This window comes from Sphingobium indicum BiD32 (assembly GCF_000382885.1).
In the GTDB taxonomy this organism is placed as follows: Bacteria; Pseudomonadota; Alphaproteobacteria; order Sphingomonadales; family Sphingomonadaceae; genus Sphingobium; species Sphingobium japonicum_C.
In genome coordinates, this window is sequence record NZ_CAVK010000055.1 from 34899 (window position 1) to 47538 (window position 12640).

Sequence of the window (12640 nt, forward strand, 5' to 3'; positions counted from 1 at the left end):
CCTGTCGGGGTGCGGGTTTCGTCAGCTTGCCGCAACCGTAGTGATCACCGGCGTGCCCTCCAGCGTGCGCTGTACCGGGCAGCGTGCCGCGACCGTGATCAGCTTTTCCCGCTGCTCATCGGACAGATCCTCGCCAATGACACGGATCGTCTTGGTGAAATGATCCGATTTCATCGACTTCCCCTCGACCGTGCCCTTGGCATGCGTGAGGGTGACTTCCACGCGTTCGAGCGGCCAGCTCTGCTGACGGGCATACCAGCGCACCGTCATGGCCGTGCATTCGCCCAGTGCGGCCAGCAACAGGTCATAGGGCGCCGGTCCCAGGTCCCCGCCACCCTGTTCGACCGGCTCGTCGCCGATGAGGTGATAGCCGGACACATCAATGCTGACGGCAAAAGCACTTTCACCGGTCTCGGCGATGTGCGCTGTTGTCGTGCCTGTACTCAAAGAACGTCCCCCCTCATGCTGTGGCCCATGCTGGGACCATAACAGGTCATTTCTCGAACTGTCTGACAAAATGCCACTTGCTTGGCGTGAAGGTTGCCGGGGTCGAGAACAGTGCGGGCCTGCCGTCACAGGCGTTCTGGTTGAAATGCGCGCAGGTGCGGGAAATCGCCCTTTCCAAGGTACTCCTGTTCCGCAGGCATCGATTGCCTGCCAAGGATCTCATTGCGGTGCGGGTGACGACCAAATGTTGCAACGACCTGGCGGACGTCTTCGGCCTGTTTCATCAGGGATCGATAGATCGACTGCAAGTGTTCCGGGGCGGTGGAAGCAATTTCTCCGCGCAGGCGGATGAGGAGGTCGATGCGCTCGAGGTGGTCGGGGCCTTCGCAGTGACCGAGTGGCTGGGTGAAGGCGATCTTGAACCACGGCGTATCGAGAGCTTCATAGTGGCCAGTTGCCAAGCCCGTCAGCGCCAGTTTCAGTGCGGCAGCATCCTGCGCGAATGCCCGCGTCGTGCCCCGCCAGAGTGACCGTGAAAACTGATCCAGCAGAATGATCAGTGAGAGGCGTCCCTCCGGATCGCTTGCCCAGTGATCGAGCCCGCCCTGCGCTCCACGCACCGTCAGTTCTGAAAACCGGGCGACGATCGCCTCATCTGCACCGCCCTGCATTCGCCAGAACCAATGCTTGCGATGAGTTTCTGCGTCCACATCAACGTTGCGCCCTTCCGGAAACCAGAAGTCCAGAACGTCGTGCGACGGCTGAGCAGGGCTTTCGGTCATGCGCTTTCAATCGGACGAGGTCATTGCTCGCTGCTTGCGCAGGAAATGCAGAGTGCTGCTTCCGGGCGCGCCTCAAGACGCTTGGGAGCGATGGCATCGCCGCAGCGCACGCATTCGCCGTAGGTGCTATTTTCGATGCGCAACAAGGCCCGGTTTACCGACGCGATTTCGCGGGCGACCAGCGCGGCCTGCGCTTCGAGAGAGGCGTCATCCTCCATCTCGACCGCCTGCTCGGACGAGTCCGGGTTCAAGGGCTCCGCAAGATCCTGAGCGAGGCGCTGCTGCCGGCCTTCGAGCTCGGCGAGTTGTTGCGTTAGGCGCGCCCTGGCGGCATCGGCATTCGGCATGGACAATAATCCTTTCAAGTCTTCTGCCCTTTGGTAGCAAGTGCCCCCGCTGTCTGACAACGAGAAGTCCTTCGGCACAAAGCTGGCAGGCAAGAATTCATTGTCTGTGCCAGACTGCTGGATTTGTTCCGGCCTGCAAGCGAAGTCGACAGTTGTGCTCACCATCCCTAGTGATAGGGAACGGCCAGCACCGGCGCGGCGCGAGGGACTCTTCTTGCCGCATTTGAAACCGGGCCGTGATTGCGATTGGAGAATTTGAATGTCGAATACCCCCCACACTCTGGGCGATGAATTTCCTGATCAGATGGACCAGATCCACGCTCTGAAGGTGTCGAGCACCCGGTTCGCCAAGCTCCTGGTGGACTATGACGCAGTTAACGACGAGATCCATCGCGCGGAAACCAACATCGCGCCGGTGTCGCAGGATCGCGAAACCGAACTGCGCAAACAGCGCCTCGCGCTCAAGGATCAGATTGCCCAGGCTCTGGCCGAAAACGCCTGATCCTGGTTTGAAAGTTCTCCTCCCGCACCGCCACGGGCATGATGCAGGAGGCGAACCACTCCCTTTTGCTTTAGGCATGCGTCCCGGGATGCCTGAAAGTCTCGCTTCAGAAAAATCTGCGGTAATCAGCTCACGGCCATGGGCGCTTCAAGACGCCGGCCGACCAGATCCGCTTCTCAGCAAGCGGCGCAGCCAGACCAGGATGAGAATCGTGCTTGCCAGCAACGCGATTGCAATGAGGCCCGCGCCATCGGGCTGGCCAAAGTTGCGATCAAGGCGCCGCCTGTCACGACATCCTCCCCGCTCGAAACAACGATATTGCTGACCGGCTCGGGGCTCGTATTGACGAGCGCCCTGGTCCCCACCTTGGCTCCATGCGCAAGCAGGGTGGCTCCTCCGCCAAGGAGCAGGATGACGATCTGCCAGACCGGATTTCCGGCATCGACAATCGCGAGGGCAAGCAAGGCTCCGCCCAAGGGACGAACAAGCGTGTGGACCATATCCCAGGCGCTATCGAGCCAGCTTATCTTGTCCGCGAAGAATTCGACGATTGCGCCGGCCCCGGCAATTCCGAGGACCCAATAGCTGGCCAGTGCATCGAGAGACTGGAGGTGCCCCGGCATGGCGATCCACCCTAGTCGCATGCCCAGTCCCACGGCGAAAATGCAGAGATAGAGCCGCCAACCGGCAAGCAGGCTGATGCTTGCGGCAATGCTGATGATTTCTACTGCACTCATCCCGGTCATCCCTGCTTGGGCTCGAAGAGAGGGATCAGCCCGCCATTGCTAGATTAAGGTTCATGCCCGTTTGCAGAACGGCCTCGCAGAGAAATACCATGGCAATCGCAAGGTGATGGGGCGATTCAGCATCGTCACCGCAGGACGATTATCTCAAAGCCATCGTCCAGTCTCCGCGCTCGGGCGGCGCGGGGACTGGTATGCGGCAAGCCAGCGCGTGCAGCCCTGCATCACATTGCTGATGCGAGAGGCCCTTTGCCTTCCTCGGTATAAATCCGGTAAGTTTCACCTCCGGTGCAGTTCGCGACGATTGTGCCATCGCTGGCCTGACGTTCCGCCTTCGCTATGCCGTCGCACTTCTGGCCGCTAGCCGTGATGACCTCACGCGCGATGCGCGAGGGCAATCCTTCAGGAGCCGGCTTCATCGCCGCAGCGGGCGCGGCAGGTGCGGTCATGTTGGCTGTCGTTTGTGCCGTCTCTGTAACAGCATCTGCAGGCTCTTCCGGTTTGGAGTTGCAGGCAGCCAAGATCAAGCTGAGGGCAAGCACAGTTGTGGCTGGTGCTTTCATGACGTTCTCCTGTTCTTTTGTCTTATGGGACCTCCAGCGTAGATCGTCGGGGATGCAGGTCAACTGTCGATGAACCGTCGAGCCACTCCGCCAGGGTTCGTGGTGCGACGACGGCCATCAAGAGCCTGCACCATGGAATGGCGGCACCGTTGTTGACCTTGGTTATGCCGCTCTTGTTCGCCCCGCTGAGGAACACGGGATTGTCAGCAGGCCCCGTTCACCTCGCGCCATCCCAACAGCCCACGGGCTTCCAGCATCCGGGACAGCGGGCGCATGATGTTCCCAAAGCCCCGTTCTCTCACGCAATGTTAACCTCCTCCCGGCCATTATCGACGATCACACATTGCTGACAGAGGAGGCGACGCCAGCGCTTGCGGCTAGGCGATCGACATGCGTAATGATTGAAAATCAGAAATTCCGTCCCGCCGCGGTCATCGGACCGCTCGGTGAGCCGCTCACCCTCGCTTCGCTGCCGCCAAGAGACACCCGACGCTGGGTCGTGAGGCGTAAGGCCGAAGTCGTTGCTGCCGTCAACGGTGGGCTGCTCACCGTCGACGAAGCCTGCGAGCGCTATGACCTGACCATCGAGGAGTTTGCCGCCTGGCAGCGCGCCGTCGACCGGTCTGGTATGCAGGGGCTGCGGGTCACGAGGCTGCAACACTACCGTGACCTTTATGAGCGCCAGCAGAAATATTGACCGGCGTTTGCATGGCCTGATCTGTCTGGTTAGGCTGTCAGTCGCAAAATAGACAAGGCGTAATGCAAGGAGTGGATGATGGCGTACAAGATCGATGAAATCGAAGGCATTGGAGCGAAGTACGCCGAACCCCTGCAGGCAGCGGGCATCAAGACCACGGACGATTTGCTCAGCGCCTGCGGCAGCCGCAAAGGCCGCGACGACGTTGCCACGCAAACCGGATTTTCTGCCAGCCGGCTGCTCAAGTGGGCCAACATGGCCGACCTGATGCGGATTTCAGGCGTGGGCGAAGAGTACTCCGAACTGCTCGAGGCCGCCGGCGTTGACACGGTCAAGGAACTGGCCACCCGCAATGCCGAGAATCTGGCAGCGAAGATGAAAGAGGTGAACGAGGCGAATAAACTCACCCGGGCAGTGCCTGCTGCATCGCAGGTCCAGAAATGGGTCGATCAGGCCAAGACCATGGATCCCGCGATCAGCCATTGATCGAGGGGCATTGCATCCGGACACAAGGAAATCGGGAGAGGCCATGAGCGAGAATCCGGCTCAAAAGCAAAGTGTCGAACGCCTGCCTGACCAGCGGTCCTCGTTGATCACGGACGAACTGAACAAGATCCTTGCCATGCTGCAGGGCGCATGCCCCGAAGGCGCGATCATCAGCTTCGATTTCGATGGCAGGCTACATGTTCATGTCGACGTACACAGCTTCGAAGACCTGCTCAAAGTCGAGGGGATCCTGCCGATCCTGGGCGGCGGCACCTTTCACGACCTGACGCGCGGGGAAACGCCGCACCGCCCCTTCCACCATCGGCTGAGCGCGATCGTCGATCGTTGAAGGCGAACTCCGCCTCGCCCCTACGCAGACAAGCCGGCAATATATGAACAAAGCCGAGGGCCTGCAGGGCAGATCCTCGGCTTTATCGTGCATCATCGCCAACCGTCGTCAGCGGCGACAGTATCCAAGGTGCGTCATTTGACGATGAAGGTGATCGACAGGATCACCCGCCATTCACTGACTTTGCCATCGTTGACGGTGACCTTGGTGTCCTTGACCCAGGCGCCTTCGATGTTGTCGATGGTCTCTGCCGCCTTGGCGATGCCGCTGGAAACCGCATCCTCAAAACCCGTCGTCGAACTGGAAATCACTTCGATTACTTTGGCGATAGCCATGGTGTTTCTCCTGAAAATCCCCCGTATGGGTCGCCCCCAGCCTGACGATCAATCCAGAAGTTCGGCCGGAACCTTGCCGCCATTGGCCGCCAGTTCCCGCATGACCTGCTTGTGCAGCCAGATGTTCATTTCAGCGCTACCGTCGAGGGCGCCGGTGTAACCGAGTTCCTGGGCGAGGCCCTTGCGCTCGGTGAGGCTGGAATCGATGCCGAGCAGCTTCATCAGGTCGACAATCGAGGTTCGCCAGTTGAGTTTCTGGTCGGACTTTGCCGCAAGGCCACTGAGGATGGCTTCCACGTCGACTTCGGAAACCGGCTGCGGTGCGACTGGTGTCGGTGCCGCGGGAGCCGCCGCCGTGGTCTGTGCGGGTGCGGGTGCAGCCGGAGCCGCCTCCGCCTTCTTGCCGAAAATGGCGTCCTTGATCTTACCGAAAAAACTCATCGCGCTTCTCCTTACTCTCTGACATCATCCCGAAACGAGTGTGTGGGAGCCATGTTGCTTTGGCAAGTCATGGGCGATGATCATGACGTCTGTCGGACACGTCTGGCGTCGTTTAAGAACAGGAGGCCGCTGTGAATATTGCAGACATCATGAAACAGACTGGGGCGCTTGATTCCATATCACGTGAACTGGGTGTCGACCCCGCAACAGCTCGTACCGGAGCAGAGGCGCTGCTTCCCGCCATCCTCGGCGGCTTCAAGAAGCAGGCGCAGCCCGCGCCGGGCGGTCTTGGCGGACTGATCGACATGCTGGGCGGTGCCGGCGGCGGCGGCCTGCTGGAGGCAGTGACCGGCAGTGCTCCGACCCCCGCAGCACCTGGCAATGAAATCCTGGGCCAGATCTTTGGCTCGAAGGAGGTCAGCCGGACTGTTGCTGGCCAGGCCTCGCAATCGACCGGCATCGATCCTGCGCTGCTCAAGAAGATGCTGCCGCTGCTGGCCATGGCCGTCACCGGGTATCTGGCCAGCCAGAAAGCGGGCGGCGGGGCCAGTGACACCGGACAGGGCGGCGGCCTTGGGGGCATGCTGGGCCAGGTACTCGGCGGCGTGATGGGCGGCGGTCAAGGCGGAGCGGCGCAAAGCGGCGGTCTTGGTGGTCTTGCGTCGCTGATCGACCTCGACGGCGATGGCAATCCACTCGACGACATTCTGGGCATGGCAGGACGGCTCGGCCGCTGACACGGGCGGCGCAGCCTACTGGTCTCATGGCGCCACACAAGCGAAAGGGGGAGAGCCAATGATACGCAAATTCGCAGCCGAATTCGTCGGCACATTCTGGCTGGTATTCGGAGGCTGCGGTTCGGCCGTCCTGGCCGCCGGATTTCCGGAGCTCGGCATCGGGTTCACCGGTGTCTCGCTGGCCTTCGGCCTGACGGTCCTGACAATGGCCTATGCAGTCGGCGGGATTTCCGGCGGCCATTTCAATCCCGCGGTTTCGCTCGGGCTGGCGCTGGCCAATCGGTTCTCGTGGAAGGAGCTGATCCCGTACTGGATTGCTCAGGTGGTAGGCGCGGTTGCCGCCGCAGTCGTGCTCTACGCCACCGCCTCGGGCAAGACCGGGTGGAGCGCCGGCGGTTTTGCATCGAACGGCTTTGGCGACCTGTCCCCCGGCGGCTACTCGATGCAGGCAGCCCTGCTGATCGAGATCGTTCTGACGGCAGGGTTCCTGATCGTCATTTTGGGGGCGACATCAAAGGCGGCCCCTTCAGGCTTTGCGCCGATCGCGATCGGCTTGGCGCTGACCCTGATCCACCTGATCTCGATCCCCGTCACCAATACCTCGGTCAATCCGGCCCGGTCCACAGGCGTGGCCATCTTCGCCGACACCGCGGCCCTGGGCCAATTGTGGCTGTTCTGGGTCGCCCCTCTTGTGGGTGCGGCGATCGGCGCCTTGATCTGGCGGGTCATGCTGTCACCTGGCGAAGCACCGGAAAACATCGGCAACGATCAATTCGTGGACGTCAGCGTGACGCACCTGGAAATCCGCAACTGAGGAGGAAGAGACTATGGGTTGGATCATTGCACTGATCGTGGGCGGCATCGCCGGCTGGCTCGCCAGCAAGGTGATGAACCGTGATGCCTCGATGGGCATTTTCTGGAATATCGTTGTCGGCTGCATCGGCTCGCTGATCGGCAATGCGGTTGCCGGACCACTGCTCGGCATCAGCGGCAGTGTGCAGGAATTTTCTCTGACCGGGCTGATCATTGCCTTCGTCGGCGCCGTGATCCTGCTCGGGATCGTCAACATGGTGCAGCGCAGGAATATCCGCTGAACCAGGCGGACTTTCGGGTGGGGTGCGCCTCACCCGAACATCCGTCACGTTTTCCGGCTGAGCCCGAATGCCTGCGATTGTGCGGGTGGGCGATGTGCCGCCCTTACCTTATTCCTGATTTACTTCCATGATCCGCAAGGCCCGCTGCTTTCCGGCACGATCGGGCCATGAAATTGACTGCCCCGGTCTCAGGCCGAGCAATCCAGCCCCAACCAGCGACAGGATCGAAATGCGTCCCGCTTCGATGTCGGCAGCTTGAGGGTAGACAAGTTGCAGCGTGCGCTCGGCGTCACTCGCCTCGTCAACAAACTTAACGATCGATTGCATGGCGACGACATCCCCCGGCAGCCGGGAATCCTGCACAACCTTGGCGCGGTTGATCTCGGCGAGGAGCAGTTCGGCCACCTGCGGCAGCCGTTCCTCCGCCTCGATGGCAAGATTTCCGATCCGTTCAGCGTCGGTTTCACGAATCTGGATCGGTGGCCGGGCCCGGGCCTTGCGATGGGTGGTCATGGTGTTCTCCGTCAGCGCCGGTTATGCAGGCGCGGTGCGCTGGAAAAGCGCGATGTAAAGGTGATGGTCGGTTTTGCCCCGGACTGCGCCGGACGTGGCTCTCGCTGTCCGGGGCTATTGGCCCACGAGAAGCGAACTCGCATGGCAGCGCTGACGCTGACGTGTGGCAATCCGGAACATGACACGATGATGGCCGCAAGCGATCTTCAAGTCAAACTAGGTGTCACGCCCCGATCAGTGCAGGAGCGCCTTTTGCAGGCCGCTTGCCACGCAATAAGCGCTGTTCGAAGCAAGGGCGACATGCAGCCCGGTGGCCTGGGCCAATGCCGGCCGGACAAGATTGATGGCTGCACTGCCGCCGGTCAGGACAATGCCGTCATCGTGGATATCGCGGCTCAGTTCGGGCGATATCTGGCCCAGCAGGTTCACAACCATCCTGGTGATGCCGGCAATATGCTTTTCGACCACGGGGAGCAGATCACCTATCGGCAGTTCCAGGGCTGCGGGCAATCCGTTCACGAGGTCGCGCCCCTTCAACCGGACCGTGGCGGCAGGGGCTGCCTGATCCTGGAGCATCCTGACGATGTCGCGTTTCGCGTGTTCAGCAGTGTTCATGCCGATAAGGAACTTGTGCTGAAAATGGAGATGATCGGCAATCGCGCGATCAAGCGCATCGCCTCCACCGCGTAGGGATGCGGTCGCGCAGGTTCCGCCCAGTGACAGGACGGCCGCCTCCGTCGTACCGGCACCGCATTCCACGATCATGGAGCCGCGGGGATGATCGACATGAAGGCCTGCTCCCCACGCGGCAGCCAAGGGTTCCGTCAACAGTTCGACAGCTCCCAGACCAGCATCGCTTGCCGCGGTGAGCAGCGCGCCACGCTCTGCGTTGGTAGCGTCAGCTGGCACTCCGATGATTGCGCGAAAGGAGCGGAGCCTGCGCTGGCCGACACTCGATCGCACGGCATAGGCCAGATAGTCGCGGGCCGCCGCGATATCGCAAAGCACTCCGCGATGCAGAGGGCGCACGATCCGCAGGTCTCCGGATGCACGCTCCTGCATGGGGCCAACGGCAGCTCCGGCAGTGACCAGTTCACCGGCATCGACGCGCCCCGCGAAGCAGCAGAGCGACGGTTCATCGAACAGGACACCGCCATCAGCCGACACCACCCGCGTATTGGCCGTGCCAAAATCAATCGCGAAATCGGCCTTGCCAGCGCCGGGAAACAGTCTTCTCATCTCGGCCCGATAGCAGTTGCTCCAGGGGAAGTCTCCCGAGAGCTTCCAACCTCCTGTTGCGGGCTCCGAGATCCAATCCTACCCCTGCCTTCAGCCTCCTTCAGGCCACTGCAAAGCCGTTCGGCCAGCTTGATTTGACATACGTGAACCCAGTGGCCGGACTATCAATTATCCAGGCTTCACGCCGCGCCGGAAAAGATGTCACAACAACTCGAAGCTGTCGGCACGAGCTATGTCCCACACGTTCTTGTAGAAACTGGAGTGACAGCTTCCGCTTAGCAATTCTCCTTCGGCCAGGAAGGTATGAAGTTGCGAAAACAGGCGGACCTCGGTCTGACTGACCCGACGCACCAAGTGATGCGGACCGATCTGGCTGGGATGATCGAGGCCTGCGGCGGCCAGCATTTCCGCCAGCGCATGAAGCGTATTCCTGTGAAAATTAAACACGCGTTCGGCCTTTTCGGGCACCACCAGGGCGCGCTGGAGCAGCGGATCCTGCGTCGCGACGCCGACGGGACAACGGTTGGTATTACAGGACAGCGATTGAATGCACCCCAGAGCGAACATGAACCCTCGCGCGGCATTCACCCAGTCGGCTCCCAGGGCTCGCGTCGCAGCGATGTCGAAGGCGCTGACTATCTTTCCCGCAGCGCCGATCCTGATCCTGTCGCGCAGGCCCGTGCCGACCAAGGTGTTGTGCACAAAGAGCAGGCCTTCCCGCATGGGCATGCCGAGATGATCTGAAAACTCGAGAGGCGACGCGCCTGTCCCGCCCTCTGCACCATCGACCACGACGAAATCAGGCAGGATGCCTGTGTCCATCATGGCCTTGACCATACCCATGAATTCCCACGGCTGGCCAATGCACAGCTTGAACCCGACAGGCTTGCCGCCGGAAAGCTGCCTGAGCTCCGCGATGAAGGCCATCAACTCGTTCGGCGTGGAAAAGGCACTGTGCCGGGCAGGAGAAACGCAGTCCTGGCCCATTGGCACACCGCGGGTCTGGGCGATTTCTTCGGTGATCTTGCTGGCCGGCAGAATTCCGCCGTGGCCAGGTTTGGCGCCCTGGCTGAGCTTGATCTCGATCATCCTGACCTGTGGATCCGTGGCTTTCTCCTCAAAGGCTCGTGGGTCAAAACCACCATCGGCGCTCCTGCATCCGAAATACCCGCTGCCGATTTCCCAGATCAGATCGCCGCCATGGTGCCTGTGGTGCGGACTGATACTCCCCTCGCCGGTGTCATGGGCAAAGCCCCCCAGCTTTGCGCCTTGGTTCAAGGCCAGGATGGCGTTGGCACTCAGCGCCCCGAAGCTCATCGCCGAGATGTTCAGGATTGATGCTCGGTAGGGTTGCCTGCAATCGCCGCCACCAATGTCGACCCGGAACGTAGCGGGATCACCGGGGGGCACCGGGCGGTTCGAATGCCCGATAAATTCATAGCCGCTTTCATAAACATCGAGTTGGGTGCCAAACGCGCGCTCGCTGCTTTCGTTCTTTGACCGCGCGTAGACCAATGACCGCTGGCTCCGGGAAAACGGCAGCTGCTCATAGTCATCCTCGATCAGATACTGGCGTATCTCCGGACGAATATCCTCGAAAAACCAGCGCATCCGACCAATGATCGGGTAATTGCGCCGGATCGAATGGACCGGCTGCGCGAGGTCAAACAGGCCGATCAGCGCCAAGACCCCCGAAATTGCGAAAACGGAGACGGCCCAAGCCGCAGGGAGAAAAGCACCAGAGACAACAGCCGCAAGAAGGGCGCAGCCAAAGACCGAGAAACGTTTTAAGAACAATGCAAAGCTCCGTCAGCACGACCACAATTGCCAGCACGGTAGCACGTCTATCGAAAAGTCGGTCACTCTCGCTTATGCACGCAAGCAGTAGCCCACCCCAGCGTCGGACCCAGGAAATTTCAATGACCAAGATTGATGAAAAGCTTGAACCCATGCTCGCTGAGGTGCTGCGCCGCAATGCCGGCGAAACCGAGTTTCACCAAGCCGTCATCGAGGTGCTGGAAAGTCTCGGGCGCGTGATCGCCAAGAAGCCCTATTATGCCGATCATGCCCTGATAGAGCGTCTGTGCGAGCCTGAACGTCAGATCATTTTCCGCGTGCCATGGGTTGACGATCAGGGCCAGGTGCAGATCAATCGTGGCTTTCGCGTCCAATTCAACTCCGCGCTCGGCCCCTACAAGGGTGGCCTGCGGTTCCACCCTTCGGTCAACCTCGGGATCATCAAGTTCCTTGGGTTCGAGCAGATCTTCAAGAATGCGCTTACAGGACTGCCGATTGGTGGTGGCAAGGGCGGCTCGGATTTTAATCCTCGTGGACGCTCCGATGGCGAGGTCATGCGTTTTTGCCAGTCATTCATGACTGAATTGCAACGACATCTGGGCGAATACACCGATGTGCCTGCTGGCGACATAGGCGTTGGCGGGCGCGAGATCGGTTACCTCTTTGGCCAGTTCAAGCGCTTGACCAATCGGTACGAAGCCGGGGTGCTGACCGGCAAGGGGCTGGTCTACGGCGGCTCACGGGCGCGGACCGAAGCCACCGGGTTCGGGGCAACCTATTTCGTCTCGAGCATGCTCGCCACTAAGGGCATGGATTTCGAAGGCCGCAAATGCGTGGTGTCCGGATCCGGCAACGTGGCGATCTACACGATTGAAAAGATCCGGCAGTTCGGCGGCATTGTCATCGCCTGCTCGGACTCCAATGGGTACATTGTCGATGAAAATGGCATCGATCTCGATCTGGTCAAAGAGATCAAGGAGATTCGCCGCGAACGGATCTCGCAGTATGCGCGCAGCAAAGGCAACGGCACCCATTACATTGAGGGCGGTTCGATCTGGGATGTTCCGTGCGATGTTGCCATGCCATCGGCCACGCAGAACGAGTTGACCGGCAAGGATGCGCGCGCATTGGTCAACAACGGGGTGGTGGCTGTGGGCGAAGGGGCGAACATGCCCTGTACGCCCGATGCCGTCCGCGTCTTCCAGGGCGCGGGAGTGCTGTTTGGGCCGGGCAAGGCGGCCAATGCCGGCGGAGTTGCGACTTCAGCCCTGGAAATGCAGCAGAATGCCTCGCGCGATAGCTGGAGCTTCGAGAAAACCGAGGAACGCCTCGCCGCCATCATGCGCAACATTCATGATACCTGTGCCGAGACCGCCGAGGAATACGGCGCCCCTGGCGACTATGTTCTGGGTGCAAATATCGCAGGGTTTGAGCGTGTAGCAGCTGCCATGACAGCCTTTGGCGTCATCTAGGTTCAGGATGACTCATTGATGATGGGGTTGCAGCTGAGCTCGCCGGTGTTGCAGCATTCAGGGGGCGATGGTCGCTAGCAATATGTGTTAGCAACC

General features: G+C 60.7%; 18 protein-coding genes. 8 read left to right on the forward strand and 10 right to left on the reverse strand.

Annotated elements, in window-relative coordinates; translation table 11 throughout:
- Nucleotides 1-21: 21 nt before the first annotated feature.
- The 3 genes from EBBID32_RS05315 to EBBID32_RS05325 all read right to left on the reverse strand — a co-directional run bounded on the left by EBBID32_RS05315 (nt 22) and on the right by EBBID32_RS05325 (nt 1576).
- Nucleotides 22-447, reverse strand: coding sequence for an OsmC family protein (locus EBBID32_RS05315; protein WP_006952106.1), 426 nt, complete (start codon nt 445-447; stop codon nt 22-24).
- Nucleotides 448-572: 125 nt separating this feature from the next.
- Nucleotides 573-1229, reverse strand: a complete 657-nt coding sequence (locus EBBID32_RS05320; protein WP_037488956.1) for a DUF924 family protein — start codon at nt 1227-1229, stop codon at nt 573-575.
- A 20-nt stretch (nt 1230-1249) separates the two neighbouring features.
- Nucleotides 1250-1576, reverse strand: a complete 327-nt coding sequence (locus tag EBBID32_RS05325) for a TraR/DksA family transcriptional regulator (protein ID WP_006952109.1) — start codon at nt 1574-1576, stop codon at nt 1250-1252.
- A gap of 259 nt (nt 1577-1835) precedes the next feature.
- On the opposite strand from EBBID32_RS05325, the gene EBBID32_RS05330 reads away from it, so the two are divergent.
- Entirely contained in the window at nt 1836-2078 is a 243-nt protein-coding gene (locus EBBID32_RS05330; protein WP_006952110.1) for a YdcH family protein, read from the forward strand.
- Nucleotides 2079-2254: 176 nt separating this feature from the next.
- On the opposite strand, the gene EBBID32_RS05335 is transcribed toward EBBID32_RS05330, so the two are convergent.
- Both EBBID32_RS05335 and EBBID32_RS05340 read right to left on the reverse strand, forming a co-directional pair.
- Nucleotides 2255-2815: a DUF4126 domain-containing protein gene (locus EBBID32_RS05335; RefSeq protein WP_006952112.1), complete on the reverse strand. Its 561-nt coding sequence runs from the start codon at nt 2813-2815 to the stop codon at nt 2255-2257.
- 230 nt (nt 2816-3045) lie between these two features.
- Nucleotides 3046-3384: a hypothetical protein gene (locus EBBID32_RS05340; RefSeq protein WP_037488959.1), complete on the reverse strand. Its 339-nt coding sequence runs from the start codon at nt 3382-3384 to the stop codon at nt 3046-3048.
- Between the two features lie 397 nt (nt 3385-3781).
- Here EBBID32_RS05340 and sciP point away from each other — a divergent pair, with 397 nt between their 5' ends.
- The 3 genes from sciP (at nt 3782) to EBBID32_RS05355 (ending at nt 4916) form a co-directional block, all read left to right on the forward strand.
- Nucleotides 3782-4081: a CtrA inhibitor SciP gene (sciP, locus tag EBBID32_RS05345; RefSeq protein ID WP_006952114.1), complete on the forward strand. Its 300-nt coding sequence runs from the start codon at nt 3782-3784 to the stop codon at nt 4079-4081.
- 78 nt (nt 4082-4159) lie between these two features.
- The gene (locus tag EBBID32_RS05350) at nt 4160-4567 is read left to right on the forward strand and encodes a DUF4332 domain-containing protein (protein WP_006952115.1); all 408 of its coding nucleotides are present in this window, start codon (nt 4160-4162) and stop codon (nt 4565-4567) included.
- 43 nt (nt 4568-4610) lie between these two features.
- Nucleotides 4611-4916, forward strand: a complete 306-nt coding sequence (locus tag EBBID32_RS05355) for a hypothetical protein (protein WP_006952116.1) — start codon at nt 4611-4613, stop codon at nt 4914-4916.
- A gap of 134 nt (nt 4917-5050) precedes the next feature.
- Here EBBID32_RS05355 and EBBID32_RS05360 read toward each other — a convergent pair whose 3' ends face one another.
- Both EBBID32_RS05360 and EBBID32_RS05365 read right to left on the reverse strand, forming a co-directional pair.
- Entirely contained in the window at nt 5051-5251 is a 201-nt protein-coding gene (locus EBBID32_RS05360) for a dodecin family protein (protein WP_006952117.1), read from the reverse strand.
- Nucleotides 5252-5299: 48 nt separating this feature from the next.
- On the reverse strand, nt 5300-5692 hold the full coding sequence (locus EBBID32_RS05365; RefSeq protein WP_006952118.1) for a DUF3597 domain-containing protein: 393 nt from the start codon (nt 5690-5692) through the stop codon (nt 5300-5302).
- Between the two features lie 149 nt (nt 5693-5841).
- On the opposite strand from EBBID32_RS05365, the gene EBBID32_RS05370 reads away from it, so the two are divergent.
- From EBBID32_RS05370 to EBBID32_RS05380, 3 genes are read left to right on the forward strand one after another with little or no spacing between them, the layout of a single operon-like run.
- The gene (locus tag EBBID32_RS05370) at nt 5842-6429 is read left to right on the forward strand and encodes a DUF937 domain-containing protein (protein ID WP_196805593.1); all 588 of its coding nucleotides are present in this window, start codon (nt 5842-5844) and stop codon (nt 6427-6429) included.
- Between the two features lie 58 nt (nt 6430-6487).
- A complete protein-coding gene (gene aqpZ / locus EBBID32_RS05375; protein WP_006952120.1) occupies nt 6488-7243 on the forward strand; it encodes an aquaporin Z in 756 nt (251 codons plus the stop codon).
- A gap of 13 nt (nt 7244-7256) precedes the next feature.
- Nucleotides 7257-7523, forward strand: coding sequence for a GlsB/YeaQ/YmgE family stress response membrane protein (locus EBBID32_RS05380; protein ID WP_006952121.1), 267 nt, complete (start codon nt 7257-7259; stop codon nt 7521-7523).
- 108 nt (nt 7524-7631) lie between these two features.
- On the opposite strand, the gene rnk is transcribed toward EBBID32_RS05380, so the two are convergent.
- The 3 genes from rnk to EBBID32_RS05395 all read right to left on the reverse strand — a co-directional run bounded on the left by rnk (nt 7632) and on the right by EBBID32_RS05395 (nt 10961).
- A complete protein-coding gene (gene rnk, locus EBBID32_RS05385; protein ID WP_006952122.1) occupies nt 7632-8036 on the reverse strand; it encodes a nucleoside diphosphate kinase regulator in 405 nt (134 codons plus the stop codon).
- 234 nt (nt 8037-8270) lie between these two features.
- Nucleotides 8271-9275, reverse strand: a complete 1005-nt coding sequence (locus EBBID32_RS05390; RefSeq protein ID WP_006952123.1) for a rod shape-determining protein — start codon at nt 9273-9275, stop codon at nt 8271-8273.
- Between the two features lie 201 nt (nt 9276-9476).
- Entirely contained in the window at nt 9477-10961 is a 1485-nt protein-coding gene (locus EBBID32_RS05395; protein WP_006952124.1) for an FMN-binding glutamate synthase family protein, read from the reverse strand.
- 233 nt (nt 10962-11194) lie between these two features.
- On the opposite strand from EBBID32_RS05395, the gene gdhA reads away from it, so the two are divergent.
- On the forward strand, nt 11195-12544 hold the full coding sequence (gene gdhA, locus EBBID32_RS05400; RefSeq protein WP_006952125.1) for an NADP-specific glutamate dehydrogenase: 1350 nt from the start codon (nt 11195-11197) through the stop codon (nt 12542-12544).
- Nucleotides 12545-12640 lie beyond the last annotated feature (96 nt).

Excerpts from the sequence above, each read along its gene's own strand:
- EBBID32_RS05320 (WP_037488956.1), bottom strand. The coding sequence starts at position 1,229 with ATGACCGAAAGCCCTGCTCAGCCGTCGCACGACGTTCTGGACTTCTGG.
- EBBID32_RS05325 (WP_006952109.1), bottom strand. The coding sequence starts at position 1,576 with ATGCCGAATGCCGATGCCGCCAGGGCGCGCCTAACGCAACAACTCGCC.
- EBBID32_RS05330 (WP_006952110.1), top strand. The coding sequence starts at position 1,836 with ATGTCGAATACCCCCCACACTCTGGGCGATGAATTTCCTGATCAGATG.
- EBBID32_RS05335 (WP_006952112.1), bottom strand. The coding sequence starts at position 2,815 with ATGAGTGCAGTAGAAATCATCAGCATTGCCGCAAGCATCAGCCTGCTT.
- EBBID32_RS05340 (WP_037488959.1), bottom strand. The coding sequence starts at position 3,384 with ATGAAAGCACCAGCCACAACTGTGCTTGCCCTCAGCTTGATCTTGGCT.
- sciP (WP_006952114.1), top strand. The coding sequence starts at position 3,782 with ATGATTGAAAATCAGAAATTCCGTCCCGCCGCGGTCATCGGACCGCTC.
- EBBID32_RS05350 (WP_006952115.1), top strand. The coding sequence starts at position 4,160 with ATGGCGTACAAGATCGATGAAATCGAAGGCATTGGAGCGAAGTACGCC.
- EBBID32_RS05355 (WP_006952116.1), top strand. The coding sequence starts at position 4,611 with ATGAGCGAGAATCCGGCTCAAAAGCAAAGTGTCGAACGCCTGCCTGAC.
- EBBID32_RS05360 (WP_006952117.1), bottom strand. The coding sequence starts at position 5,251 with ATGGCTATCGCCAAAGTAATCGAAGTGATTTCCAGTTCGACGACGGGT.
- EBBID32_RS05365 (WP_006952118.1), bottom strand. The coding sequence starts at position 5,692 with ATGAGTTTTTTCGGTAAGATCAAGGACGCCATTTTCGGCAAGAAGGCG.
- EBBID32_RS05370 (WP_196805593.1), top strand. The coding sequence starts at position 5,842 with ATGAAACAGACTGGGGCGCTTGATTCCATATCACGTGAACTGGGTGTC.
- aqpZ (WP_006952120.1), top strand. The coding sequence starts at position 6,488 with ATGATACGCAAATTCGCAGCCGAATTCGTCGGCACATTCTGGCTGGTA.
- EBBID32_RS05380 (WP_006952121.1), top strand. The coding sequence starts at position 7,257 with ATGGGTTGGATCATTGCACTGATCGTGGGCGGCATCGCCGGCTGGCTC.
- rnk (WP_006952122.1), bottom strand. The coding sequence starts at position 8,036 with ATGACCACCCATCGCAAGGCCCGGGCCCGGCCACCGATCCAGATTCGT.
- EBBID32_RS05390 (WP_006952123.1), bottom strand. The coding sequence starts at position 9,275 with ATGAGAAGACTGTTTCCCGGCGCTGGCAAGGCCGATTTCGCGATTGAT.
- gdhA (WP_006952125.1), top strand. The coding sequence starts at position 11,195 with ATGACCAAGATTGATGAAAAGCTTGAACCCATGCTCGCTGAGGTGCTG.